Annotated in this window: 19 protein-coding genes; 10 read left to right on the top strand and 9 right to left on the bottom strand. The window is 51.1% G+C overall.

Annotated elements, in window-relative coordinates:
* Nucleotides 1-77: 77 nt before the first annotated feature.
* Nucleotides 78-2,678: a beta-N-acetylhexosaminidase gene (locus AC53GJ_RS18325; RefSeq protein WP_496729834.1), complete on the bottom strand. Its 2,601-nt coding sequence runs from the start codon at nucleotides 2,676-2,678 to the stop codon at nucleotides 78-80.
* A gap of 442 nt (nucleotides 2,679-3,120) precedes the next feature.
* On the opposite strand from AC53GJ_RS18325, the gene nagK reads away from it, so the two are divergent.
* From nagK to AC53GJ_RS18300, 5 genes are all read left to right on the top strand, one after another.
* On the top strand, nucleotides 3,121-4,056 hold the full coding sequence (gene nagK, locus AC53GJ_RS18320) for an N-acetylglucosamine kinase (protein ID WP_496729833.1): 936 nt from the start codon (nucleotides 3,121-3,123) through the stop codon (nucleotides 4,054-4,056).
* Between the two features lie 6 nt (nucleotides 4,057-4,062).
* Nucleotides 4,063-5,061: a glucosamine-6-phosphate deaminase NagB-II gene (gene nagB-II, locus AC53GJ_RS18315; protein WP_496729832.1), complete on the top strand. Its 999-nt coding sequence runs from the start codon at nucleotides 4,063-4,065 to the stop codon at nucleotides 5,059-5,061.
* Nucleotides 5,062-5,166: 105 nt separating this feature from the next.
* Nucleotides 5,167-6,285: an N-acetylglucosamine-6-phosphate deacetylase gene (nagA, locus tag AC53GJ_RS18310; RefSeq protein WP_496729831.1), complete on the top strand. Its 1,119-nt coding sequence runs from the start codon at nucleotides 5,167-5,169 to the stop codon at nucleotides 6,283-6,285.
* Between the two features lie 56 nt (nucleotides 6,286-6,341).
* Entirely contained in the window at nucleotides 6,342-7,637 is a 1,296-nt protein-coding gene (gene nagP / locus AC53GJ_RS18305) for an N-acetylglucosamine MFS transporter NagP (RefSeq protein ID WP_496729830.1), read from the top strand.
* Between the two features lie 104 nt (nucleotides 7,638-7,741).
* Nucleotides 7,742-8,872 carry an acyltransferase family protein gene (locus AC53GJ_RS18300; protein WP_496729829.1) on the top strand — a complete coding sequence of 377 codons (1,131 nt, stop codon included), beginning with the start codon at nucleotides 7,742-7,744 and terminating at the stop codon, nucleotides 8,870-8,872.
* Here AC53GJ_RS18300 and AC53GJ_RS18295 read toward each other — a convergent pair.
* Together AC53GJ_RS18295 and coaD are read right to left on the bottom strand one after the other, a co-directional pair.
* Nucleotides 8,869-9,741: a hypothetical protein gene (locus AC53GJ_RS18295; protein WP_496729828.1), complete on the bottom strand. Its 873-nt coding sequence runs from the start codon at nucleotides 9,739-9,741 to the stop codon at nucleotides 8,869-8,871. The genes AC53GJ_RS18300 and AC53GJ_RS18295 overlap by 4 nt on opposite strands.
* A 110-nt stretch (nucleotides 9,742-9,851) precedes the next feature.
* Nucleotides 9,852-10,385: a pantetheine-phosphate adenylyltransferase gene (gene coaD / locus AC53GJ_RS18290; protein WP_496729827.1), complete on the bottom strand. Its 534-nt coding sequence runs from the start codon at nucleotides 10,383-10,385 to the stop codon at nucleotides 9,852-9,854.
* 110 nt (nucleotides 10,386-10,495) lie between these two features.
* Between coaD and AC53GJ_RS18285 the strand changes: the two genes are divergently transcribed.
* The 3 genes from AC53GJ_RS18285 (at nucleotide 10,496) to tdh (ending at nucleotide 13,547) form a co-directional block, all read left to right on the top strand.
* Complete coding sequence (locus AC53GJ_RS18285; protein WP_496729826.1) at nucleotides 10,496-11,167, top strand: TetR/AcrR family transcriptional regulator; 672 nt, start codon at nucleotides 10,496-10,498, stop codon at nucleotides 11,165-11,167.
* Between the two features lie 148 nt (nucleotides 11,168-11,315).
* Complete coding sequence (locus tag AC53GJ_RS18280) at nucleotides 11,316-12,512, top strand: glycine C-acetyltransferase (protein ID WP_496729825.1); 1,197 nt, start codon at nucleotides 11,316-11,318, stop codon at nucleotides 12,510-12,512.
* Between the two features lie 9 nt (nucleotides 12,513-12,521).
* A complete protein-coding gene (gene tdh / locus AC53GJ_RS18275; protein WP_496729824.1) occupies nucleotides 12,522-13,547 on the top strand; it encodes an L-threonine 3-dehydrogenase in 1,026 nt (341 codons plus the stop codon).
* 58 nt (nucleotides 13,548-13,605) lie between these two features.
* Here tdh and AC53GJ_RS18270 read toward each other — a convergent pair whose 3' ends face one another.
* From AC53GJ_RS18270 to AC53GJ_RS18260, 3 genes are all read right to left on the bottom strand, one after another.
* Nucleotides 13,606-14,007 carry a VOC family protein gene (locus tag AC53GJ_RS18270; protein ID WP_496729823.1) on the bottom strand — a complete coding sequence of 134 codons (402 nt, stop codon included), beginning with the start codon at nucleotides 14,005-14,007 and terminating at the stop codon, nucleotides 13,606-13,608.
* Nucleotides 14,008-14,069: 62 nt separating this feature from the next.
* A complete protein-coding gene (locus AC53GJ_RS18265) occupies nucleotides 14,070-14,378 on the bottom strand; it encodes a hypothetical protein (protein WP_496729822.1) in 309 nt (102 codons plus the stop codon).
* Between the two features lie 88 nt (nucleotides 14,379-14,466).
* A complete protein-coding gene (locus AC53GJ_RS18260) occupies nucleotides 14,467-16,557 on the bottom strand; it encodes a tetratricopeptide repeat-containing diguanylate cyclase (RefSeq protein WP_496729821.1) in 2,091 nt (696 codons plus the stop codon).
* Between the two features lie 271 nt (nucleotides 16,558-16,828).
* Between AC53GJ_RS18260 and AC53GJ_RS18255 the strand changes: the two genes are divergently transcribed.
* Nucleotides 16,829-18,148 carry a hypothetical protein gene (locus AC53GJ_RS18255; RefSeq protein ID WP_496729820.1) on the top strand — a complete coding sequence of 440 codons (1,320 nt, stop codon included), beginning with the start codon at nucleotides 16,829-16,831 and terminating at the stop codon, nucleotides 18,146-18,148.
* Nucleotides 18,149-18,169: 21 nt separating this feature from the next.
* On the opposite strand, the gene AC53GJ_RS18250 is transcribed toward AC53GJ_RS18255, so the two are convergent.
* A complete protein-coding gene (locus tag AC53GJ_RS18250; protein WP_496729819.1) occupies nucleotides 18,170-18,397 on the bottom strand; it encodes a DUF2789 domain-containing protein in 228 nt (75 codons plus the stop codon).
* Nucleotides 18,398-18,458: 61 nt separating this feature from the next.
* Entirely contained in the window at nucleotides 18,459-19,199 is a 741-nt protein-coding gene (locus AC53GJ_RS18245; RefSeq protein WP_496729818.1) for a PepSY domain-containing protein, read from the bottom strand.
* A 269-nt stretch (nucleotides 19,200-19,468) separates the two neighbouring features.
* Between AC53GJ_RS18245 and AC53GJ_RS18240 the strand changes: the two genes are divergently transcribed.
* Nucleotides 19,469-20,899: a hypothetical protein gene (locus tag AC53GJ_RS18240; protein ID WP_496729817.1), complete on the top strand. Its 1,431-nt coding sequence runs from the start codon at nucleotides 19,469-19,471 to the stop codon at nucleotides 20,897-20,899.
* A 39-nt stretch (nucleotides 20,900-20,938) separates the two neighbouring features.
* Here the strand turns inward: AC53GJ_RS18240 and AC53GJ_RS18235 are convergent, their stop codons facing one another.
* The gene (locus AC53GJ_RS18235) at nucleotides 20,939-24,280 is read right to left on the bottom strand and encodes an NPCBM/NEW2 domain-containing protein (RefSeq protein WP_496729816.1); all 3,342 of its coding nucleotides are present in this window, start codon (nucleotides 24,278-24,280) and stop codon (nucleotides 20,939-20,941) included.
* Nucleotides 24,281-24,400 lie beyond the last annotated feature (120 nt).

The following is a 24,400-nucleotide window of genomic DNA, read 5'->3' as shown; positions in this document are numbered from 1 at the left end:
GCAAACAACCAAGCCTCTGCTGGCCTTCTATCTCAGCTTTGCGGATGACAAAGCTGAGATAGTGGTCGTGTCACCCGTTAATCAGTGCTGGTCACCCGGCTGGTATTACCGGCCGGACCTTTGGTCCGCAGCAGAACTTTGCCACCGGACAGACCCGAAACCTGCACTTTCACACCCTCAGCCGGATAACTAAGCCAGCTTTGGCCCTGATCCAGACTATATTCGATGCGCAAGCCCGGATAAGCAACATTGGCTGTTAATTCGCCATCCTGCAACACCGCTCCTGGTGGTGGCAAATAGAACTGGACGCCGGCTTTGGCCAGTTTCGGTAATTCTCGTTGACTGAGTAAAGTCGCAAACTGTTGCCATTGCGCTTCCCGGCGGCTGACATCAGGTTGGGCACCTTCCCAATGCGCTTTATGCCAGGCACGTTCTGCCAGCGGCAATAATCTTGGGTATACCATTTGTTCCAGTTGCTCAGCCGTACGGATGGTTTCGGACCAGACCTGCCCCTGGATCCCCAGAATGTTTTCCGGTTTTTCCAGTGCCGGTAAAGCACGGCCTACCAAAGCTTCCAAATCAGAGATCACTTCGCCGGAGCGGGTGGTATCAGCGTTGGCATAGACATCATCCGGCATATAGCTGAACACGCGACGGGCATCGGTAAAACGGGTCGCCCAGTAATAACCACGCTCCTCCGGATGGGTTTCATAAGGATGGTCAAAATACAGATGAGTGCCGTGGGATAACACCACCTGATAACCGTTATTCGCCAGCCGGTAAGCCCGATCGGCGACGCCAAATTCCCAGATGTTATCCCAGACATTGGCGATGACGTTTTTATTGGCAAACTGGTTGCGGTTAAAGGTGTTGACCGGATCATACATCAGGCCGTCTTCCCAGCCAGCCAGCGACAGTTCGCGGCTACTGAGCAGCGCGGACATCCGGCTGACGAAATAAGGTTTTAAATCGGCGACACCTGCAACCGCCGGTAAACCTTTGGCAAACAAAGCCTGACAGGCTGGCGAGCCGGCCCAGGAGCCGACGCCAACTTCATCGCCACCCATATGATAGGTATTGAGTTTCAGCCCGGCCTGACGATACATTTGCTGTAATTCGTACACCACTTTATCAATAAAGGCGTAACTGGAATCCAGACAGACGTTGACCGAGTTATCGGTGTAATTCTGAACTGTGATATAACGGGACTGATCGGCCGGATCACTGAGTAAATACTGCCTTGCGGCAGCTTCATCGCCCTGTTTTTTCAGTTTCTGGTAACGGGCTTCCATCGATTTTATGGCGGCTCTGGCGTGGCCTGGCATATCAATTTCCGGGATCACTTCGATGTGGCGGGCGGCGGCAAACTTCAGAATTTCGACAAAATCTTCTTTGCTGTAATAGCCGTTCCCCGAGCCGGATTTATGCGGGCCAGTGCCAAGTTGGGTCAGCAGACATTGTTGTTCGGTTAAATCAAAACAGCGCTGGGCGCCGATGTCGGTCAGTTCAGGTAAACCCGGGATTTCCAGCCGCCAGCCTTCATCTTCGCTCAGGTGCAGATGCAGTTTATTCAGTTTATAACGCCCCATTTGTTCGATGAGGCGCAGCGTCACCGCTTTGCCGTGGAAATTACGGCCCATATCATAATGCATGCCACGCCAGCTAAAGCGCGGCTGGTCATCGACGGTTAAACGCGGCAGGCTGACGGCAGCGGTCTGCAACTGTGCCGGGAATAAACTCAGCAATGACTGCAAGCCATAAAACACCCCGGCGTTGTCGGCGCCACGGATCAAAATGCTGTCGGCATTAATATTCAACTGATAACGCTCTGCACTTTGCAGTGTGCTATCCACCAGCAACACAATCTTTTGCTGATGTTGTTCAGTGACACCACTTTTGCTGGTCAGGGTGAGCCCAGCCTGTTGCAGTTGCTGTTGTAAATAACTGGCTTCACTGCTTAACCGGCCCTGATAAACAATGTTCCAATCGTTGTTTATTTCGGTACGACCGCGGCCATAACTCAGTTGTTTTGGCGTTGGAATGATTTGATCCTGCAGATTTTCCGGCAACGGATTTTTGCTCAGCAGCAGATTGTCCTGATAACGACTGGCGGCAGTGGCGACCGGAAATAAATCCGCTTTGGGCTGGTTATACCGCAATAATTGCGCTGGTTTGTTAAATGACGCCACGAACTGGCTCAGTTGCTCGGTATCGGTATTACGGAATATTTCGGGTTGCAACTTGCCGGCCACGATAAATGCTCTTGGCATAAAATCGGTATAACTGACCACAGCAGAAGAGCCTTGATAGCGCAGCTCAACTTGCTGACCTTTCGCTAAACCGGCAAAAGCGGCAGTGGGGGTTAACCGGTGTAAATCGCCTTGCACATGTTCCAGTTTTAACCCGGCTTGTTCGGTCGGTTGCAGCAAGCGAACTGAATGCAGATAGATCTGCCAGTTGCCTTTGCCAGCGGCCAGCGCCACAGTAGACTGATTCGACAATTTGAGCCGGCCCTGATAACCCATGGCTGGCATAAAGTTGCTTTCAACGGCAAATTGCAGACTGCTGTCAGTGGCAAATGCTTGTAACTGCGTTTGTTGCTGAAAGTTTTGCGCCAATGCTGGTGCACTCTGCAGTACAGCCAGCGTCACGCTGAGCTGAAGTAGTTTTTTATGCATGCTGATTTCCCCTGTTGCGAAAGAGTGCGCCCATTGCTATTGGTGACTGTACCTTCCAACAAGGCTGGCCGTTGCTATCGGTCAACACCAGAGCACAAAGCCACTGGTATGACAGACAGAGTGGCCAGCCGGATTGGTTGGTGACAGCACCGCAACAACGCTGGTTGTGCTGATTTCATCTTGTTTGACCAGCAACACTTTAAAGAAATTGCCAGGTTAAACCACTGAAGTCAGTCGGTTATTTTTTTGCTAACGTTGTTTTATTACAAATTTCAGTTTGATTTTTAAACAAGGGTCTTGTTATTTGTCAAAATTATTATATGCTGAACTGAAAAAATGACAACGCTGTCAATTTCCTAATGTACATTTTTTCAGCGGGCTTCCGCAAGATAAAAATTATAACATTGAGTCGATAGTGCCGGTGATGCAACGAGGGTGGCGGATGAGTATAAGTTCAGGGCTGCAGGGGCCTTTATTTCTTGGGATTGACGGCGGCGGCAGCAAATGCCGGGTCGTGCTGGTCACCGCAGATAACCGGCTATTAGGCGAGGGGTTGGGTGGGCCGGCCAATCCGTTACGTGGCATGTCTGTGGCCACTGAATCGATTTTGACGGCCACCACACAAGCATTACAGGCTGCGGGCTTGCCTGCTGCCGCTATCAGTCAGTTGATTGTGGGCGCGGGTTTGGCTGGCGTAAATATGCCGCATTATTATCAGTTATTTTCCAGCTGGCAGCATCCGTTTGCCGAATTTCATTTGACCAGTGATCTGCATATTGCTTGTATCGGAGCGCATAATGGCGGCGAAGGTGCCGTGATTATTGCTGGTACCGGGTCCTGTGGCCTGGCCGATGTGAAAGGCAAAATTCTGGATATCGGTGGTCACGGTTTCCCATACGGAGATAATGGCAGCGGTGCCTGGTTTGGCATGCAACTGCTGCATCATGTGTTGCTGGCAAAAGATCAACTGGCGCCAGCCACCTTAATGACGGAGTTGCTGGCTGAAGCAGTTGGGGTCAGCGCCACTTTGGATCTGGTGAACCATTTTATGCATGCGACGCCAACCATTTTCGCCCGTTATGCGCCGCTGGTGTTTACTGCTGCTGAACAGGGCGATGCGGTGGCCTTACAGGTTGTGCAACAAGGCGCCGCTTTTATTAATCAAATCGCCCATAAGCTGTTTGAGTTACAACCTCCAAGATTTTCGATGATTGGTGGTTTGGCTTATAAGCTGGTGCCTTATTTAGATCCGCTATTGCAGCAACGACTGACACCGGCGCAGGCTGCACCAGAATTTGGTGCTGTCTGGTATGCCAGGCAGCAACATGCTTTCTATCATTCAGCCCAAGTGGCCACCGTTAACCAAAGAAGTGAGTAACAGAACATGACCTCCACTATTATGGCGCAAGAAGCCGCTGAAGCGCCGGCTCGTATCCGTGAACAGTTAGCCGCCAACCGTGACATGATTGCTACTATTGTGGCGCAGATCCAACAACGCGCGCCAAAATATGTCTATATGGTTGGCCGTGGCTCTTCCGACCATGCCGGTGTATTTGCCAAATATCTGATTGAAATTGAAGTAGGATTGCCGGTCGTCGCCGCAGCACCTTCCATTGCTAGTGTCTATAACAAACAACTGCAACTCACCGACGCGTTGGTGCTGTGTATTTCGCAGTCAGGCCGTAGCCCGGATATTCTGGCCCAGGTAGAGATGGCGAAAAAAGCTGGCGCTATGGTGGTTGCGCTGGTCAATGACACCAGCTCGCCGCTGGCAGCACAGGCAGATTACGTGGTGCCATTATTTGTCGGTCCGGAGAAAGCGGTGGCGGCAACGAAAAGTTATCTGGCAACGCTGAGCGCTTTATTACAACTGGTCTCGGTTTGGTCTGGCAATGCTGAATTAGAAGCGGCCGTGGCAGCGTTGCCGGAAGCCTTATTGCAGGCGCAACAATTACCTGCTCAACTGACACCTGAACTGGTGGCAGATGTGAAACATGGTGTTGTGTTAGGCCGTGGCCCGGGTTATGCAATTGCCCGCGAAATTGCGCTGAAGTTAAAAGAAGTCTGCGGTATTCATGCTGAAGCTTTTTCCAGTGCCGAATTTTTGCATGGCCCTGTGACTTTGGTGAAAGACCAGTTTGCCATTATCGATGTCAGTGTGGCCGATGAAGCATTTGCCGCCCACAAAGCACAAATTCAGGAAGTGCATAGTCGGGGCGCCAGTCTGGTGCATTTAAATCATGGCGGACTGACCAGTCATCCACGGGTATTGCCATTACTGGTGCTACAGCGGTTTTATCTGGATGTGGAAGCTGTGGCGCGCAGCCGGGGTGTCAATCCTGATGCGCCACCGGGCTTAAATAAAGTGACGAAAACAGTTTAAAACCGCCAACTAGCTTTTCAAATTCTTTTGAAAAGTGTAATTTGTGGTTTCGAATGCTTATGAATATAAGTTTTGCTGCTAGTCAACTTTCAGGATTTTTTGCGGATGCAACAACAGATTTCAGTCGCCCGGTTGTTTGATGGCGAAAATTGGCAACACAATGTGCAATTGACTATTGCAGAGGGGCGGATCCAGCAACTGAGCCCTGCCGAACCGTCCACAGTGTTACCTTACAGCCTGGTGCCTGGCTTTATTGATGTGCAGGTGAATGGTGGCGGTGGGGCGCTATTTAATACAGCGCCGACACTGCAAACACTGCGGACTATGGTTAAAGCGCATGCTGGCTTTGGTAGTACCGCCTTATTACCGACGGTGATCACTGATTCTGTCGCCATTATGCAACAAACCGCGGATGTGATTGCCAGTGCCATTGCCCGGCAAGAACCCGGTGTGTTGGGTGTACATTTTGAAGGGCCGCATTTGTCGGTGCCGAAAAAAGGGGTGCATCCGGTCCAGCATATCCGGCAATTGTCAGCAGCAGAAATGGCAATTTATCGCCGGACAGATCTTGGCATAAAACTGGTTACAGTGGCGCCGGAAAATATCAGCCCAGACCAAATCCGGGATTTGGTGGCGGCAGGCGTGATTGTCTGTTTGGGTCATTCCAATGCCGATGGTGCCACAGTTGAAGCTGCTATTGCGGCCGGAGCCAGCGGATTTACTCATTTGTACAACGCAATGTCGCCACTGACATCGCGCGAACCCGGTATGGTTGGTGTGGCATTGGCCGATACTGCTACCTGGTGTGGCATCATTCTGGATGGCCATCATGTGCACCCAACTGCCGCCCGGTTAGCGATTGCGGCCAAACCACGTGGCAAGATGCTGATCGTGACCGATGCCATGTCGCCCGTGGGTACCAGCGAGACTGAGTTTGACTTTTTTGATGGTAAGGTGCGCCGCGACGGCAATAAACTGACCGCTGAAAGTGGTCAGTTAGCGGGTTCTGTGCTTGATATGGCAGGCGCTGTGCAATATGCCATCACGCAGTTGGGCGTGACGGAAGCGGAAGCGCTGCGGATGGCGTCTTTGTATCCGGCACAATTTTTAGGGATCAGCCACCAGCGCGGTCAAATCGTGGCTGGTGCTACCGCCGATTTGGTATTGCTGGATCCGCAAGGGCAAGTGGTGCAATGCTGGCTGGCAGGACAAAGTTTTATTTAAGTCTGATTTAACAAATGTTTTCGACACAATAATAATTAAATCAACAGGAAGGAATTATGGAAATGACAGTCGCAACCAGCAAGGTTAGCCGCAACACCATGCCAATGGTGATAGTGGCGATGCTGTTTTTTATTCTGGGTTTTGCTACCTGGCTCAATGGCTCACTGATGCCCTATCTAAAACAGATGTTACAGCTCAGCCCGTTTCAGGCGTCCTTGGTGCTGTTTTCTTTTTATATTGCCGTGACCTTTACCGCACTGCCTTCAGCCTGGCTGATCCGACGGGTTGGTTATAAAAATGGCATGGCGATTGGTATGGCGGTGATGATGCTGGCTGGCTTGCTGTATATTCCGGCGGCGCAGACTCAGACTTTTGTGCTGTTTTTGCTGGCGCAACTGGTCATTGGTACTGGTCAGACGTTGTTACAAACCGCAGTCAATCCATATGTGGTAAAAATTGGGCCAGAGGAAACCGCCGCAGTCAGGATCAGTATTATGGGGATCCTGAATAAATCTGCTGGAGTGGTGGCGCCTATGGTGTTTACCGCGCTGATCGTCAGTGGTTTCAGCACACCGGCAGATGCAGTGCTGACGCAAGTGCAGATTGATGAGATGGCCGCCAGTCTGGTCTTTCCCTATATGGGCCTGGCGGCATTTTTAGGCTTGCTCGCGCTGGCAGTGAAATTTTCACCATTACCTGAACTGGCCAAAGAAGATACCAGCACCAGAGGTCGGGCTCAGTTAAAAGCGGTGCTGGCGAAACCATCGCTGGTACTGGGCGTGGTCGCACTGTTTGTCTATGTGGCGGTGGAAGTCATTGCCGGTGATACTATTGGCTTGTTCGCGTTGTCGCTTGGGGTGGAAAGATACACAGTCATGACCTCGTACACGATGAGTTGTATGGTGCTGGGTTATATTCTGGGGATTGTGTTGATCCCGCGTTTTATCTCGCAGCAACATGCGCTGGTCATATCGGCAGTGCTGGGGCTGATGCTGTCGCTGGTGATTGCTTTTGGTGATGCGCAGTCTTATAGCATTGCCAATACGCTGCTGGTGCCTTTTGGCGGCGTAGCGTTACCGGATACACTGTTGTTTATTGCGCTGCTGGGTCTGGCCAATGCCATGGTCTGGCCAGCGGTCTGGCCATTGGCGTTATCTGGACTTGGTGCCTTAACCAGTATTGGTTCAGCGTTATTGATTATGGGCATTGCCGGTGGCGCTTTTGGTCCGCTCAGTTGGGGTCTGCTCAGTGGCACCGCGCTTGGCCAACAAGGCGCTTACCTGGTGATGCTGCCTTGTTACGGCTTCATCCTGTTTTATGCGCTGAAGGGTCATAAAATGACCAAGTGGTAATGTAGCTGTTACCGCCAGCCAACGCCAGCCTTGTGCTGGCGTTGTGCTATGTCATGGCTGGATCAGCTCACTGTGCTGTGTCGTTGTGTTATTGCGGAGTTTGTATGTCAAAAGCTGTTCGTTTTCAGGCGCTCGACGCGCTCAGGGGTCTGGCGATCGCGCTAATGATCCTGGTGAATACCCCTGGATCCTGGTCTGCCGTTTACAGCCCATTGTTACATGCGCCCTGGCATGGTTTTACCTTTGCAGATCTGGTCTTTCCGGGGTTTTTGTTTGTGGTCGGTGCTGCGATGTTTTTTGCGCTGAAGCAGGCAACTCTGGATACTGCTTGGTTACTGAAAATTGGCAAAAGAACGGCGTTGATGTTTTTGTGTGGCTTGCTGCTGAACTGGTTCTGGCTGCACGATTTGGCCACTTTACGCATCATGGGGGTGCTACAGCGCATCGCTTTATGTTATGGCCTGGCTGCTGTACTGATTTTGCTGTTAGGCTCGCTGGGGCAGAAGGTCGATGCGGAACAACGGCAGCGGCGGATCCGGCGGCAGTTGCCCTTGCTGGCGTTGTTGCTGCTGTGCGGCTATTGGGGCTTGTTACAACAGAGCGCAGATCCATACAGTGTCGAACATAATGTGGTACGGCAACTGGACCTGATGATTTTTGGCGCAGCCCACCTGTATCAGGGCTTTGGCATGGCATTTGACCCGGAAGGCTTGCTCAGTACGCTGCCTGCTATCGTTAATCTGTTGCTGGGTTATTGGATTGCGGCGGAATTATCGTTGCGTAAACCTGCCGCCGGTGTGCGCTGGTTGTGGGCAACAGGTGCGGTGCTGGTGGTGCTGGCGCTCTTGCTCAGCCTGAGCTGGCCTATCAATAAAGCATTATGGACCGGTAGTTACGTGTTGTTCAGTGGCGGCTTACTGGTATGGTTGCTGGCGCTGATGGTCTGGCTGATTGATATCCGTGGTGCCAGTCACCTGGCGGAGCCATTGCGGATCTATGGCACCAATCCATTATTTATCTATATGCTATCCTGGATTTGGGCTGTGGTGCTTGGCAGTTTGTTGGTCTGGCAACAGGACGGTCAGCTGATGTCGGCTTATCAATATGCTTTTGAATTGCTGGCAGCGCTGATGCCTGACAAACTGGCGTCTTTGCTGTTTGCCGTGGCGCATGTGCTGTTATTCTGGCTGTTGTCTTATTGGTTGTACCGGCGGCAAATTTTTATCAAGCTTTAAGGCGTGACAGCCGGCTGAGTAAAATCGGCCGGCACAAACCAGTAACGGCGGTTCTGGTAGTTGGTGTCTGCCGGTAATAATGGATTCTGCAGTTCAATCCAGCGACTGGCGTTTTCTGCAGTCAGTGGAAATACTTTGGCGGTAAATGGATGTTGCTGCATATAGGTCAGTAACTCACCATCATCAATCATCGTTTCTAAGCCCTGTTCCAGCCATTGCGCCAGCACTTCATGCTGTTTGGTGGTAAAAAAATACACAGCAAATGGGTAATGCAGCATGATGTCCTGATAGCGGCTCAGTGCTGGCAATTGTGCGCTGCGTTGGCGGATTTCAGCCTCGCCTTCGTGGACGCCGCGTGGAAAATAATCGCAACGACCAGCGACCAGTTGTGGGAATAAATTATCAAACACCGGTGAAGCCATCACAGGCAACTGCGCAGCCTGCAAAATTTCGGTATCTGGCCAGTGGCTCCCCTGGCACGCCGTCAGCCGCTGCAGTTGCATCAGCCCCTGCAAACGATCAAACTCAGCCTGGCGCTGTTTTACAATGGTAAATTTGCGAAATCCTGTCAGGCCCCGTTCCAGCGGGATCCGAATGGCCCTGAGTTGCTGTTCTTTGTCCAGCGCAGTACCGACCCAGAATAAGTCGATCAAATTGCCCTTTAATAACTCCCTGTTGGCGCGGCCTTGCTCCATGATATGCACAGCAACGATGTTGGGAACTGGCCGGCCACGAGCGCCTTTCTGCAGCGCTTTTTGCAACAAACCAACATAATAACTTTGTGCCACATCGTCAGCAGCCGGCGGACGTTGAATACGGATTTCAGTCAATGCAGGCTGATGCAAACCAGCGTCTTTTGCTTGTGTCACATTAGCACTTAGCAACAGCGGCAAGCAGATTGACAGCTTGACGCCACAATGAATGAACGCTGATAAATGCCTCATCTGCATGCCAACCTCTTCAAATCCGTCAACGGCAGTTAGGCTTTTGCTGCTGGCACTACGGATCCCGTCAACTGGTTTTGCGAGCGCACCAAACCAAGTTTATGCAACAGCGCAGCTTCGACATGCGCTGGCACAAAACGTGACACATCACCGCCATGCTTGGCTACTTCTTTCACCAAGGTCGAGGAAATAAAGGTATTTTTTTCTGACGGTGTCATAAACAGGCTATCCAGATCCGGATTCAGTTGCCGGTTCATACTGGCGAGTTGGAATTCGTATTCGAAGTCCGCCACAGCCCTGACGCCACGTAATAAAATTTGTGCCTGCTGCGCTTTGGCAAACTCTGCCAGTAGGCCGGAGAAGCCTTGTACCCGCACATTGCTATGATCGCTAAATGCCTGGTTTGCCAGCTCAACCCGTTCTGACAGACTAAACATCGGTTGTTTGCTGGGATTGGCGGCCACAGCGACTATGACTTGATCAAAGATCCGGGCGGCCCGGATCACTAAATCGGCATGGCCATTGGTCAGGGGATCAAAAGTTCCAGGGTAAATTGCAATAGTTTTCATATGGTTATATATTTTCCTTGCTACGTTGCCTGTGCCATAACGGCAAACTCTAGAGTTTTTGATCTATTTGGCGTTACTATACCAAAATAACTCATCATAAGAATAAGCCCATGCTGGATATGGACAAAAAGCTCAGAACAAAAGATAAAATTTTACAAGCCAGTATAGAACTGTTTAATCAGCAAGGTGAGCGTCAGATCACTACCAATCATATTGCTGCGCATCTGGGGATCAGTCCGGGTAATCTGTATTACCATTTTCGTAACAAAGAAGATATTGTCCGGCATATTTTTAAGGAATACGCCAAATTGCTGGATCAACGGATCCAGCCGCCAAGCCGGCCGTCAGAAGCATTGGATGCGCTGGCGCAATATCTGGATGCGGTATTTGAGCTGATGTGGCGCTTTCACTTTTTCTACGCCAATTTGCCGGATATTCTGGCCCGCGATGCCGCATTGCAACAAGATTATCTGTTGGTGCAAAAAGGCGTGCAAACTAAAGTCGTCTCTGTGTTGCAGGCGCTCAAAGCAGCCGAAGTGATCAAGATTGACGAGCAGGATATTGCCAATTTTGCTCACACCATTAAACTGGTGGTGACCTTCTGGATCAGCTATTTAAAAACCCAGGCGCCCCATGCGGCTATCGATCAGCAGCAGGCGTATCAAGGGGTGCTCAAAATACTGTTGTTATTTAAACCCTATGCCACAGCCCAGGCTTTACCACGGATTGATAAACTACAGCAGCATTATCAGGCGCTGGCTGGCCAGCCGGTCCTGAGCTAAAGCGACCCTGTCGCGGCCTGACAGCGACGCAGCTCCGACCATTGGCTGAATTTGCCCATCGCAGCAAAAAAACGCTGCTTTCATAAGCTTTCACTATTACAATGGCGACGCTTTTAACAAATAGCCTTAACCCCCTACAGGAGGGCTCATGCGTACTAACTCTTTCCTTACTCACATTCAGCAACAAATCGATGATGTTAAAGCTGAAGGTTTATACAAAGCCGAGCGTATTATCACCTCTCAACAATTTTCCGACGTGACTGTTGGCGGCCAGCAAGTCCTTAACTTTTGTGCGAACAATTATTTAGGTCTGGCTAATTCGCCAGAGTTGATTAAAGCGGCCCAACAAGGTCTCGACAGTCACGGTTTTGGTGTGGCGTCTGTGCGCTTTATTTGCGGCACTCAAGATATTCACCAACAACTCGAACAGAAAATCAGTGAATTCTTAGGGACCGAAGCGACAATTTTGTACTCCAGTTGCTTTGACGCCAATGGTGGTTTATTTGAAACCATTTTAGGTGCTGAAGATGCCGTTATTTCTGATGCGCTAAACCACGCTTCGATCATTGATGGAGTGCGGTTATGTAAAGCCAAGCGCTATCGTTATGCCAACAACAATATGGCCGAATTAGAAGCACAGTTGCAGCAGGCTGACGCGGATGGCGCCCGTTATAAATTGATTGCCACCGATGGGGTGTTTTCCATGGATGGTGTGATTGCTGACTTAAAATCTATCTGTGATTTAGCTGATAAATACAACGCGCTGGTGATGGTCGATGACAGTCATGCCGTTGGTTTTGTTGGCAAAAATGGCCGTGGCACCCACGAATATTGTGATGTGTTAGAGCGGGTCGATATTATCACCGGTACTTTAGGTAAAGCCCTGGGTGGGGCATCTGGTGGTTACACTTCAGGTAAAAAAGAGGTTATTGAATGGCTCAGACAGCGTTCACGGCCTTATCTGTTTTCCAACAGTCTGGCGCCATCTATTGTCACGGCATCAATTAAAGTGCTGGAGATGCTGGCGCGGGGGGATGAATTACGGGCTAAGCTGTGGGATAACGCTGCCTATTTCCGCGCCCAAATGATGGCGGCCGGTTTCACGCTGGCGGGTAAAGATCATGCCATTATCCCGGTGATGCTGGGCGATGCCAAAGTTGCTGCTGAGTTTGCTCGTCGCATGCTGGAGCAGGGCATTTATGTGGTCGGCTTTTCATTCCCGGTGGTGCCAAAAGGCCAGGCCCGGATCAGAACGCAGATTTCTGCCGCGCATAGCAAAGAACAACTGGATAAAGCTATTGCTGCTTTTATCCGTACTGGTAAAGACATGGGTGTAATTTCCTGAGGTAACCACATGAAAGCTTTAGCAAAATTAAAAGCAGAACCAGGCATCTGGCAAACTGAAGTGCCAATGCCGGAAGTTGGCCCCAACGATGTGCTGATTAAAATTAAAAAAACCGCCATTTGTGGCACTGATGTGCATATCTATAAGTGGGATGAGTGGGCGCAAAATACCATTCCGCATGGCATGGTGGTGGGTCATGAATATGTCGGCGAAGTGGTCGGCATGGGTTCGGAAGTGCGCGGTTTTGTGCTGGGTGACCGGGTATCGGGTGAAGGCCATTTAGTTTGTGGTCATTGCCGTAATTGCCGTGCTGGCCGGGTGCATTTATGCCGTAATACTATTGGTGTCGGCGTGAATCGTCAGGGCAGTTTTGCCGAATATCTGGTGATCCCGGCTTTTAACGTGTTTAAAATTCCGGACAATATCCCGGATAGCATAGCGTCAATTTTTGACCCGTTTGGCAACGCTGTCCACACGGCACTGTCGTTTGATTTAGTGGGTGAAGACGTGCTGATTAGCGGTGCCGGTCCTATTGGTATTATGGCGGCTGCTGTAGCACGTCATGTCGGTGCCCGCCATGTGGTGATCACAGATGTAAACCCATTCCGGCTGGAGCTGGCGAAAAAAATGGGCGCAACCCGCGCTGTGGACGTCAGCAAAGAAGATTTAAAAACCGTGATGAACGAGCTTGGTATGACGGAAGGGTTTGATGTCGGTCTGGAGATGTCAGGTGTACCTTCCGCTTTTCGTTTAATGCTGGATACCATGAATCATGGTGGCAAAATTGCTATGCTCGGTATTCCGCCATCAGATATGGCGGTAGACTGGAACAAAGTCATTTTTAAAGGCCTGGTGATTAAAGGTATTTATGGCCGGGAAATGTTTGAGACCTGGTACAAAATGGCCAGTCTGATCCAATCCGGGCTGGATTTATCCCCAATCATCACCCATGAAATGCCAGTGGCGGATTTCCAGCAAGGCTTTGACATTATGTGCTCAGGTCAGTCGGGCAAAGTGGTGTTGAACTGGGACTAGCGCTATTGTTTGCGATGTCCAACAAGGGATGGCCATCGTTGCGATAGACTGTCGATCCTCAAGGGTCTGCTGCAGCTTGTGGCGGGCCTTTTAATTCAATGATGTTGCCAGCCGGATCTGTGACATAACAGGACCAGCCATAACCATCGGCGCCAAAGCGTAATTCACTGCCGGATACTGGTATTGCCAAACCGTTAAAATAAGCCAATAACATGTCTGGCATGTAAGGTTCAATCCGCAGACAAAAATGCGCCAGATTCTGTTGCTCGGCGGCAAGTTGGTGCTTTATCTGCACTAAATCAATCAGTTGCTGACCAGCTCTGAGTTGATATAAACCAAGTTCAGGTTGCACTTTTTCCAGCGAACAGCCCAATATTTGCTGATAGAAATGCAGCGCCGCCGCCATATCACTGATCCGTAACACGATATGATCAAGCTGTAGCAAACGAAACATATCCATGCTGCTGTGTCCGTTGTATTGTTGCCGGCGGTGGGCAAGCAAGGCGGCAAATATTCGGTGCTCTAGTGTGTTGCCGTCATCAATAGTTCACACCAGTGCTCAGGATTGGCCAGAATAAACTGATAACTGCTCTGGTTGGCCAGTGTGATACGAATGCCGGGTGCACCTAACGGGATAAAACCGCCGCCTTTTAACTGGCACAGGCTGGCACTACTGATCGCCGAGCGCGGCCAATGGTAAGGTGCCGTCGCCAGACTATGCTGAAAAGGTTCAAAGCTCAGGGCTTGCTCTGTCAGGATCAAACGGCCATCGGTATGAATAGCACCACACTGGGCTGTGGCCAGTGCGCTAAACAAAGTGGAAGCGCTCATCTTCGTCATCTCATCGTTATGGCAGACTAGGTCATCAGTATAGCTGGGTTTGCGCCTTGCATCGCGCTGCCTCCGTGCCGGACTTTCATCAGCTGTTTTTATCGTTCGCCGGGCCTTGTACCAGCACAACCTCGACCTGACCTTGTTCTATCGCCTGCGATAAATCTGTTTCCAGTTGCCGCGCCACGTCAGCGTAAGGTTGATTAAGTTGTACCAGGCCATAACCACGATTGCGGCCATGCACTTTGCTCAGATAGAGCGCCATATCAGCTAACTGCAGCGTTTTACTCCAACCTAAGCTGGCTTCATCCTGGCCGGCAAAAGGATAAGTTAAAAATCCGGCCGACACTGTGATGTTGATCTGTTGATCGGCAACATTGACCGGACGGGCTGCGATGTCATCCAGTACCCGCTGGGTGAATAAAGTGGTGGCTGTCATATCTACCCGGCGCAGCATGATCAGAAACTCTTCACCGCCCCAGCGCAACACCAAATCTTCGTTCCTGGTCAGGGCCTTCAGACGACGGGCGATTTCAACCAGCACAGCATCGCCGGCAGCGTGGCCGTAATGATCATTCACATGTTTAAAAAAATCGACATCCAACAGGATAAATGCATCCGTTTGTTCGGCCATCTGGTTGCGTCTGTCCTGGCTGAACTGACGTTTCTCCATCAGTTCCAACAGACAGCGCCGGTTCAGTAACCCGGTCAGTACATCATGTTGTGACTGATAAGCCAGTTGGTCATTCACCGCTTTGAGTTTTAAATTGGCCGAACGGACTTTACGATATAACAGATAAAGCAATAACGACACCAGCAGCACCACCACCCCAATCAGTTGTGTGACATGTTGTTGTAGCTGGCGTTTTTGGATCTCGACTGCTTTGAGCTGGTTTTGTTGGGTCAGTGTCGCTATTTCACGGTTTTTCTGTTTGGCGGAAAACTCTTCTTGCAACTGATTCAGTTGTTTGTCCCGTTCGGTCTGAAACAGTTGTTTTGATAACTCATTATATTGGCGTAATAAATCGGCTTCAGACTGAAAATCTCCGGCAAAACGACTGGCGTCGGCCATTTCTTCTAAATAACCAAGCACTTCAGTCTGGGAGGCAATATTTTTTTGTTCCTCCAGCATCCGGCGCATCTGCTGTAAGCCTTCATGGCTGTTACCTTGTAATACTTTCACGTAACCTAAATTAAACTTGGCCAGGGCCTGACTTGGTAAATGCTGATGTTGTTCGCTCAACCGCAGAAAATGTTGAAAATGCGGCTCTGCCAGATCGGGTTTGCGCTGCCTGAGGTAAATGTCGCCCAGGTTGTTGCGGATTGTCGCCTCAGTGTCATAGTCTTTGCGTTTTGCCGCCCATTCCAGACCTTTTTGGTTGGCGATAATGGCTTCATCCAGTTGCTGTTTTTCTACCAGAGTAAATGCTTGTTGCATATAAAAGCCTGGTAAATAACTTTGTAAGGCCGGATTTTCCAGTGCCTGGTCAATGCTGCTACTGATGGTGGCAAGAGCTGCATCGTAATTGCGTAAGTTACCCTGCAACTGTGCAATGGTGCTGGTCAGAAACATCTGTCGAAACGGGGTTCTGGGGCTTGGGTCTAACCTGATACTTTCCTGCGCCTGATAAAACGAATTCAGCGCTTCGGCAAAACGGCCTTGCCACAGCTGAAAACGACCTGCGGTATGGTAGGCAAAATAACGCACCCGACTTTGACTGGCTTTGGCGGCAAACTCTTCAGTGGGAGCCAAAAAGCTGATCGCTTTGCTGATGTCACTGCGGTCCCAATACTGTTGCAGATGCTCTGCCATGACTTCCGCTTTGATATCGGCATCTTCAGTGTTGTTCGCAATCTCCAGCAGTTGTGCCAGTTTTTGCTCGGCAGCATTAAACTGCTGTTGCAGTGCCAGTTCGCCGGCACGATAAATCATCAGCCTGACTTGCAGTCGCAACGGGGTATCGGCACCAGCTTGTTGTTCCAGTTGCTGTAACAGTTGTGCCGCTTGCGCCGGCTGTTGCGTGCTTAGTTGCAGATATTGTTCCAGTTGCTGTTCCAGGGGATGTTCCGGGTTAGCCGCAAGCGTCTGGGCACTGAGCGATTCACAGCATAACAGTAACATGGCCAGCACCGACCGATAAAAACCTGACCACAGTGGTGGTGTGAAACCTGCAGACATAACAATACCTGTAACTGGAAAAAGTCGGTGTTGGTTACGGCTGTGCACTGGGTCTGCTGGTTGCTGTAACCACATCTTTGCCCAAGTGATTGGGCTTCTTGAAAATAAACTACCTGAAGTTCAGCATTCTTTCAAAAAAATCGGTCGTACTCTGTCACAGCAGCACACTTTCATTTTGCACTCATTCTGTCTGATTCGGTGAAAAGCTTGCTGCACTGCAGATGGCTTCTGGTAAGATAAGCTTTTCAGCGATTTTGGACCTCAGGTTGTTATGCAGGCGGTGCATCATTTATTCCGGCAATTAATTACGTTGCTGTTAGTGCTGGTCACAGTCTGCGGTCTGGTGCTGTGGTTGTTGCTGGACAAGCAGCCATTATTAACAGCCCAAGGCCAACTGAATGCTGAATCAGTCCGCCACAGTAAACAATTGCTGAGCAATCTGAATCAGAGTATTCGGGATCAAAGCAGCCCACAGTGGGTGTTTGCAGCCAATACCGAAGAATTGAACTCAGCCTTCCGGCTTGCCAGCCGGACCTGGCCTGGTTTTCATGGCCGCTCTGAAGTCAGCACTGTGGGCTTGACAACCTTATTAACCATGCCACTGACTTCGCCATTCGGCACCTATTATCTGAATGCCAGTATGCTGATCCTGCCGTCCAGTGGGCAACTGCAAATCGAACAAGTACGGCTTGGTCGTCTCAGTTTGCCCGGTGGCATGGCGCTGATGGCAGTCGGCTGGGTGGCTGATCAGGTTTGGGGGCAGGGCCAGGGCGCGCAATTACTGGCGATGGTCCGTTCTGTCCAGTTTGAGCAGGATGCGGTAAAAGTTGAGCTGGCAAAACCACCCGGCTGGAGTTTACAGCAACTGAAAGAATCTGGTTTATCCGCTTACCGACAGTTGTTCAGCTCTGAGCAGCAACGCGCAGATATCGAGTTTTATTATCGGATTGCCAGCGAATTCGCTGTCGGCAAACCAGATGCCAGTTTAGTGGAATATTTACAGTTGTTATTCCGACAGGCCAAAGATCGCACCGCCATTTATCCGGATGACTTGAAACGGGCCCAGCAGGAAAACCAGGCGGTGTTACTGGCTATGGCGCAGTTACTTGGTGGTAAAAACTTACAGATGCTGGTAAATGAAGTAAAAAGGCCCGCCGGTGTCAAACCGCCACGGGTCACTTTGGCCAGAAGACCGGACTTGCAACAGCATTTTTTGTATTCAGCGGCGATCCAGTTGCTCACCACTTCATCCGTCAGTGGTTCTGTCGGTGAGGCCAAAGAATTATTGGATTCAGTCAAAGGCGGCAGTGGTTTTAGTTTTGTTGACTTACTGGCCGATCGGGCGGGGATGCAGTTTGCCCGTATTGCGACAGCGACCCCGGCATCAGCAACAGCATTACAGCAGTTTTTTGCGCAGGATCGCACTGAAGCTGAGTTGTTTCCAAGCAAAGCCAGATTACCGGAAGGCATTCCTCAGCACCTGTTTGAACAAACTTATCAGTCGATTGATTCGGCTATTTATCGTCAGATGGTGCAGGAAATAGACCGGCGACTGCAACAGTTACCTTTGTATCAAATTGTCGTCAACTGATCAGCCTCGGCTGCATTGCTGTCAGCGCATCCTTTGATTTAAATGATCAATGGCATCAATCCAGTCCGCATCCTGTTGCAGTGCTTCGCGTAAAAACGCCGCCTGAGCCGGCTGCCAACAACTGGCCTGCGCCAGTGGCAGCTCAGCCGGAATTTTATGCCGGCTGATAAACTGCTCGATGCTGGGATCATCATGGGGTAAGCCTAACTGGGCAAATAACTGACTCAGTGAATGATAACTGTGGTCCATCTTGTTGCTCCCGGGTTGCGCACTTATCTGCTGCCTGGCTGCAAGTATAACAGTGATTTCATCATCTGCCCGGCCGCAGCCTTTTGCGGGAAAAGCACAGCAGCACCACGCCACTGATACTGAACAGCAACGCCAAAGCCGAACTGGCAATTAATAAGCCGTGGTTAAAGTCCTCGCGTTCTTGATAATCCATAATGTGCAACATCCAGACAAAATCAAATAACCGCCAGCGATCGGTGCGAACTTTTAACAGCTGGCCGGTGCTGGCATGCAGATAAAACACAGTATTTTCCTGATCCTCAAACCGCAGTTGCCAGACTGGCGCAGTCAAACCACGCGCCTCGGCCGGAATGTGTTGCAACAGCTCAGCCTGGGGTAACTTAGCATCGCCATGGTAACGCTTCAATGCCAATAAGCGGGCTTCTGTCGCTGTCAGGGGGGACAACAACTGACCGCTGTGGGCATCCAGATAATAAATGTGCTGGCCAGACTGCCATTGATAGACCGGCTGCGAGCCACGTTGGGTCAGACTCAGTTGGGCCGGGCTGGCAGAAGGTGATACAGCTGCATCGGCGGTTTCAGCTTGCAGCTTTGCCAGCGCCTGGGCCGGACTGAGCTGGATCTGACGCCAATCGGCACTGGCAAGCTCGGTGGTCAGATGACTGCCACGGACCTGGTCAATCGGCAGCCATGCCATCAATAATCCACTGCCAAACCAGGCGATAATTTGTAACGATAACAACAGACTCAGCCACAGATGTAAGGTACGCCAGAAGCGCTGGGAACGCAGTTGCTTTAACACAGAAAATTGCACCTCATCAAATCAAACGGCCAAGAGTAATGCCGTCCAGGCAGACATACCAGTGACTGCGACAAAATGTCGCAGTGAGCGAACAACTGCAATACCCAAGTTCATTTGATTGTTGCCAGTTGCGACCTTGTCACTAATGGCCGGTGAGCTGAGCAGGCAGCCAGAGTTGATTTTTTTGTGATTAATTGTTTGTTGCTATTGTGTCATTGAATGTGGTTGTTCAGACTGCTTTACAGGCACAGTGATACAAGGATGTAACCATGACGCTATTGAACAAACAGATGCTGGCAGTCGTACTGCTCAATATCAGCTTGTATGGCTGTGGTGGTGGGGACTCCACCACGTCGCCATCACCGCCACCGCCACCGCCACCGCCACCACCACCACCAGTAGTTGGCTGGGATCAGCATGTATCAGATTGGTTGCAACAACAGCAAAGTTGGTTGCAGTCGATCCAATGCCCTTCCAGTGATTGCGACACCGTGAGCTTGAGTTTTGCCGAAGGTAAGTTTGAACCCGACTATTTGTTGCCGCAACAGACAGTGTTAGTGCTGGATACCGATGGCATGGATTTACTCAGTACTCTGACTTATCGGCATCGGCTTAAATCGGTCTGGCACTGGAATGAGCAAGCAGAACCTGTGGCTAAAGCCATCACTGTGACAGTTCCGAAATATCTGCCGACTTTGTATCAGCGTTTAAGGCAGTTGCATCGGGAGAAAAATGGCCCAGGTTTTGTGCCTGCCCAGCAATGGTCGGTACTGGAGCAACGCATCGCACAACTCAATCCCAATCTGGCGCAGCCTTATACCGGTCATGGTTCGGTGGCCCTGAGTTATCTGGCAGAGCATAATCCGCAAGCTGAGTTGGTGGTTGCACAAACTCCTGATTTTGCGATGTTATTTAGGGATGATTTTTGTAAAGGCGATGCAGCGGCTTTTCGTCAGCGGATTGAACAAGCCAGTCAGCAGTTTTATCAGCAAGTGATCCAGGCGCAGGATGTCGAATACCTCAATTGGTCGGGGGGCTTTGATTTGCCGCGCACTGTGGCGGTATCCATCAAGCGCCTTTGTGCAGCGCCACTCAGCAGCGAGCAGCAATCTGGGTTGTTATTGGCTTATCAGCCGTTTTATCAGATGCTGTTTCACAGCCCAAAACTGTTGGGAGTGCAAGCGGCAACGGCTAATTTTCAGCCCGAGCAGCAGCCATTGGATGCGCTGGTACTGCCACACCGGTTAAGAGCGGGGTTTTTTAATACCGGCACTAGTCGCAGTGCGCTGGATCCAACTGGCAAGCCGACTGGCGTGGTGCCGACAGTACCTGACTATCAGCAAAATTCACTGGCGGTGATTGATGTGTTGGTGAACTTCTCGTTCAGCGGCTTGGGGTCTTCATGTCAGCCCGGTCAGTTTAGCTATAAAACACCTTCGTTGCTGGGGCTAAGCTACCAGGCATTATGTAGCCAACAAAGTTCTTGGGCGGCACCCTTGGTGGTATCGCGGCTTATTCAATTGCAGCAGTCGCGTTATGCTGCCGTGGCCTGGTCAGATGCTTTGATTGCTGAGCTAAAAACTGCACTGACACCCGCAGCTTGCAGTTATGACATGACGGGTACTGGCAACTTATGTAAATTACAGGACCCGTTGCAGCACCGCCAACTGGAAATAGTCCGGCTGGGGTATTTACCTTAAAGATGACGGCGGCGCTTGCAGCGCCGCCGTCTTCGGCTGTTACTGACCGGCCTGATCCCCAGCGAAACCAAGCAGTGTTGCATTGGCCCAGTTGGCGCAGACCTTGTTGTTGCCAGCGACTGTGCGCAAGCTCAACAGTTTGATACCGCGGATATCCAATTCGGGTTTCACCACGGCTGGTGCCTGCAGCGTGCCGGAATCAAACAACAGCTGATCATCGCCATAGATCTGGAACTGCACACTGCCATGCTGACGGCAGCTGTCATCAATGCCGACATCGGCGCGGAATAACTGCCAATGGCCGCTCAAAGCGTAATCCAGCCGGCTTTGGCCAGCGACCCCTAAGCCCTGACGGAATTTCAGCCCGTTCATTTGCAGCGGTCCACCATCTTTGGCACTGCGACCGCCATTGGCACTATTGAGCTCGACCGGGCCCAGACTGTTCTGACTCAGCCTGGCTTTGACGTCCGACAAATACAGCTGTTGTCTGGGCTTCTCTGGCAATGGCTGTTGCAGCACGCGAAATTCCGAAATGGTGATTGGTGTCACCACTTTGGGCAGCAGCGCGTTAAAGGCTTTGGCCACTGTTGGCGCCGAGGTTGGATCGGCCGCTGTCACCATCGGATCCAGCGCCGTACCGTCAGCGGCTTGATCCTGGGTGCTTAACACCCGAAAACGGAACAAGGTGCCAGCTTTGGCCGGAAATTCAACTTTTTGCAGCTGCTGCTTTTGTGCCAGTTGACCGCGATAAACCGCAGCACCCCATTCACCATTGTTATCGGCGATATAGACTTCAAAATCCCGTACCTGACCATATTTCCAGTGCTGATCATTACGGGGGGCAATTTCAAAACCGTTCACCATCCGCCGCTCGCCAAGTGCCAACGTAAACTCATGGGCGCCGGTTTTCAGCGCCTGATCGCGTTTGGTTCTGAACCAGGTGGTTGGGTTGTCGTCAAAAGCATTTTCCAGCACATGACCTGACTCTTCTGCCGGCCTGTTCAGCACCAATAAGCTGTCGGCGGCAATGGCGTTGCCAAGGTCCGGCGCTGTTGGATAACCCGCCGTGCTGGCAAGAGCCAGGGCCGGATTGATTTGTACTGCAAATTGCAGCGCCTGCCGAATCGAGGTGTTGCCGCTCTTGGCATAGATCAGACCGTATTTTTCGGCACTGAAATACCAGCCCTGGCTGGCTTTGGCAAAAGCGCTGGCATCTGCCAGTTCTGGCAGCTTGTTGCCGTCCAGAGTGATGGCTTCAGGCTTGACTCTGCTGTGCAGTTGCAACTGATAGACCCGCTGCTGTTGCTGGCCCTGATAGTCGCCCTGCACCGGAGCGATATGAACGCTGATATCACCGGCGCTGTCTGTGGGAGCTTTTACCACAAACTGCTGGGTACTGAATTGGCCCTGCTGGTATTGCCGGCTATTGCCATCATCTTCATACATACTGTAACTGCTGTCGCCATAAGGATAAATATCCAGCGTCAGCACATCTTTAGGCTTTTCACCATCATAAAGCGCTACTGGGTACATCGGGATAATGGCTCCAGCACGGACAAACAGCGGGATGGTGGCTAAATTGACCTGATAATCCAGTAACTGGCCTTTAGCCGGCGCATTCACCACCCGGCCATCCCAGTAATCAATCCATTGCCCTTGCGGCAGATAGACATTTTTCCGCCAGCCTTTACTGGCTGCCATCGACTGGTACACGGGGGCCACCAGCAGGTCTTTGCCGAGCAGGAACTGGTATTTATGCGCTTCGGTAAAAGCGGTCGGATCTTGCGGATAATCCCACATCAAACCCCGCACTATCGGCGCACCGGTTTGTTCGGCCTGATAGGCGGTGCTGTACATATAAGGCGTCAGCCGCATTTTCAGCTTCAGGTAATCGCGGTTGATACTGCGGTAAGGTTCGTCATACCACCACGGATGTTTACGCGCCGCATTGGCCCAGCCCGACATCCCCATCAGCACCGGGGTAAAGGCTTTCCATTGTAAATCGCGGGTAAAAGTTTCCGGGCTGCCGCCAAATATAGCGTCAACATCGCCGGTGGCGTAAGCCTGACCGGATAAGCCCGAACCAATCAGCGTTGGAATATGCCAGCGGATATAATCCCAGCTGGCGGATTGATCGCCGGTCCAGGTCACGGCATAACGCTGAATACCGGCCCAGCCCATCACAGTCCATAAAAACGGCCTGGAATCTGAGTTATTTAAAATACCGTCAGCGGCCGCTTTATTGGCATCCAGCGCAAACTGATAACCCTGACCTGTCCAGGCTACATCCAGTTTTTGCGCGCGGGAACCGGCAGTGCCGACTTCCCAGGCAATTTTATCGACGCCATTTTCAGTCCAGAGACCGGTGCGAAAGCCATATTTAGCCAGCCCAGCCACCACTTTTGGTAAATCGGTGTAACCACAGCCATAGCCGTCATTGGGTAAAATCCAGCCGCCTGGCATATCATGTTCACGGTACTTTTTCGCCACGCTGTTTATCACATCCGGCGTGGTGCCGGTCGGGCCATCGCTCCAGCCTGGCGGCACTGTGCCGGGTTTTTTCACATTATCGCCATCGTTGTAGCAATCGGCATCGCCATACTCAAAAGCCCAGCGCGGTATCAGCCTGGCCCGGCCAGTCAGCTCGGTGTAGCTGGCCAGCACTTGGTGAATACTTTCCCCGACAAAATAATAGCTGTCAAAGCGCTGCTCCTGATGACTCAGGCTGATGTAGTCGTTGGAACGAAAATCATAACTGCCATTGGCCCAGCTGTTTCTGAGCACGCCATAACCTTTGGACGACATAAAAAACGGTGCCGGACTTGGTCTGTCGCCTTCTTCCCAACCGCCGGAATAAGAGATTTCCATGGTTTTGCCTTTAAATTCAAAGGCACCATTTTGTTGACCGCCACCAAAAAAACGTTCTTCCGGGCTGCTGCTCAGCGTCTGGAAGCTATTGGTTTTCGAAATTTCGACCGGCTGCAATTCTTTAAATAACAGTGTTTTATTGTCTGCTTTATACAAAGACAACGTCAGTGGTTTTTTATAAATCCGCAGCGCCAGGGCGCTGGTTTGCAGCAATTGATGGTCGCCCTGATCGGTGAGCTGATACTGCACCGCTGGGTAGTTGTGTGGCAGCACAATAGGGGCTGCTTTATCACCGGCCGGGCTAAAGGTGCTGCTATCGGATGCCTGCAGCCGGAATACATCGGGTTTGAGCAGTTCAATCTGCAACTGCATCTGGTTGTCAGTCTGGATTTGCAGCTGGTTTTGACTGCTGTTGAGCTGTTGCAGATTGCCAACCGCCGCGGCATAGCCAGGGCTGGAAAAAAGCTGGCTGATGGCCAGTGCCAACACCGCTTGCGAAAAACGAACACCCATGTTGTAACCTCTTCTCACTGAAAAAAATCACCGGGCAACCTGTCAAGGCCCCGGTGTCGATTGGCCGATGGGGTGCGGTTGGATGCGACCCCATCATGTTATGCCGCTTGCAGTCTGAGC

The organism is Rheinheimera sp. B2H12 (assembly GCF_059620065.1).
Note: the sequence above shows the minus strand (reverse complement) of the source record. Positions and strands in the feature narration are given on the sequence as shown.

What these genes read in the sequence shown, in the direction of transcription:
- AC53GJ_RS18300 (WP_496729829.1), top strand. Translation starts at nt 7,742, where the DNA reads ATGTCAAAAGCTGTTCGTTTTCAGGCGCTCGACGCGCTCAGGGGTCTG.
- AC53GJ_RS18250 (WP_496729819.1), bottom strand. Translation starts at nt 18,397, where the DNA reads ATGGACCACAGTTATCATTCACTGAGTCAGTTATTTGCCCAGTTAGGC.
- nagK (WP_496729833.1), top strand. Translation starts at nt 3,121, where the DNA reads ATGAGTATAAGTTCAGGGCTGCAGGGGCCTTTATTTCTTGGGATTGAC.
- AC53GJ_RS18285 (WP_496729826.1), top strand. Translation starts at nt 10,496, where the DNA reads ATGCTGGATATGGACAAAAAGCTCAGAACAAAAGATAAAATTTTACAA.
- AC53GJ_RS18240 (WP_496729817.1), top strand. Translation starts at nt 19,469, where the DNA reads ATGACGCTATTGAACAAACAGATGCTGGCAGTCGTACTGCTCAATATC.
- nagA (WP_496729831.1), top strand. Translation starts at nt 5,167, where the DNA reads ATGCAACAACAGATTTCAGTCGCCCGGTTGTTTGATGGCGAAAATTGG.
- coaD (WP_496729827.1), bottom strand. Translation starts at nt 10,385, where the DNA reads ATGAAAACTATTGCAATTTACCCTGGAACTTTTGATCCCCTGACCAAT.
- nagB-II (WP_496729832.1), top strand. Translation starts at nt 4,063, where the DNA reads ATGACCTCCACTATTATGGCGCAAGAAGCCGCTGAAGCGCCGGCTCGT.
- AC53GJ_RS18270 (WP_496729823.1), bottom strand. Translation starts at nt 14,007, where the DNA reads ATGGATATGTTTCGTTTGCTACAGCTTGATCATATCGTGTTACGGATC.
- AC53GJ_RS18265 (WP_496729822.1), bottom strand. Translation starts at nt 14,378, where the DNA reads ATGAGCGCTTCCACTTTGTTTAGCGCACTGGCCACAGCCCAGTGTGGT.
- AC53GJ_RS18235 (WP_496729816.1), bottom strand. Translation starts at nt 24,280, where the DNA reads ATGGGTGTTCGTTTTTCGCAAGCGGTGTTGGCACTGGCCATCAGCCAG.
- nagP (WP_496729830.1), top strand. Translation starts at nt 6,342, where the DNA reads ATGGAAATGACAGTCGCAACCAGCAAGGTTAGCCGCAACACCATGCCA.
- AC53GJ_RS18325 (WP_496729834.1), bottom strand. Translation starts at nt 2,678, where the DNA reads ATGCATAAAAAACTACTTCAGCTCAGCGTGACGCTGGCTGTACTGCAG.
- AC53GJ_RS18255 (WP_496729820.1), top strand. Translation starts at nt 16,829, where the DNA reads ATGCAGGCGGTGCATCATTTATTCCGGCAATTAATTACGTTGCTGTTA.
- AC53GJ_RS18260 (WP_496729821.1), bottom strand. Translation starts at nt 16,557, where the DNA reads ATGTCTGCAGGTTTCACACCACCACTGTGGTCAGGTTTTTATCGGTCG.
- tdh (WP_496729824.1), top strand. Translation starts at nt 12,522, where the DNA reads ATGAAAGCTTTAGCAAAATTAAAAGCAGAACCAGGCATCTGGCAAACT.
- AC53GJ_RS18280 (WP_496729825.1), top strand. Translation starts at nt 11,316, where the DNA reads ATGCGTACTAACTCTTTCCTTACTCACATTCAGCAACAAATCGATGAT.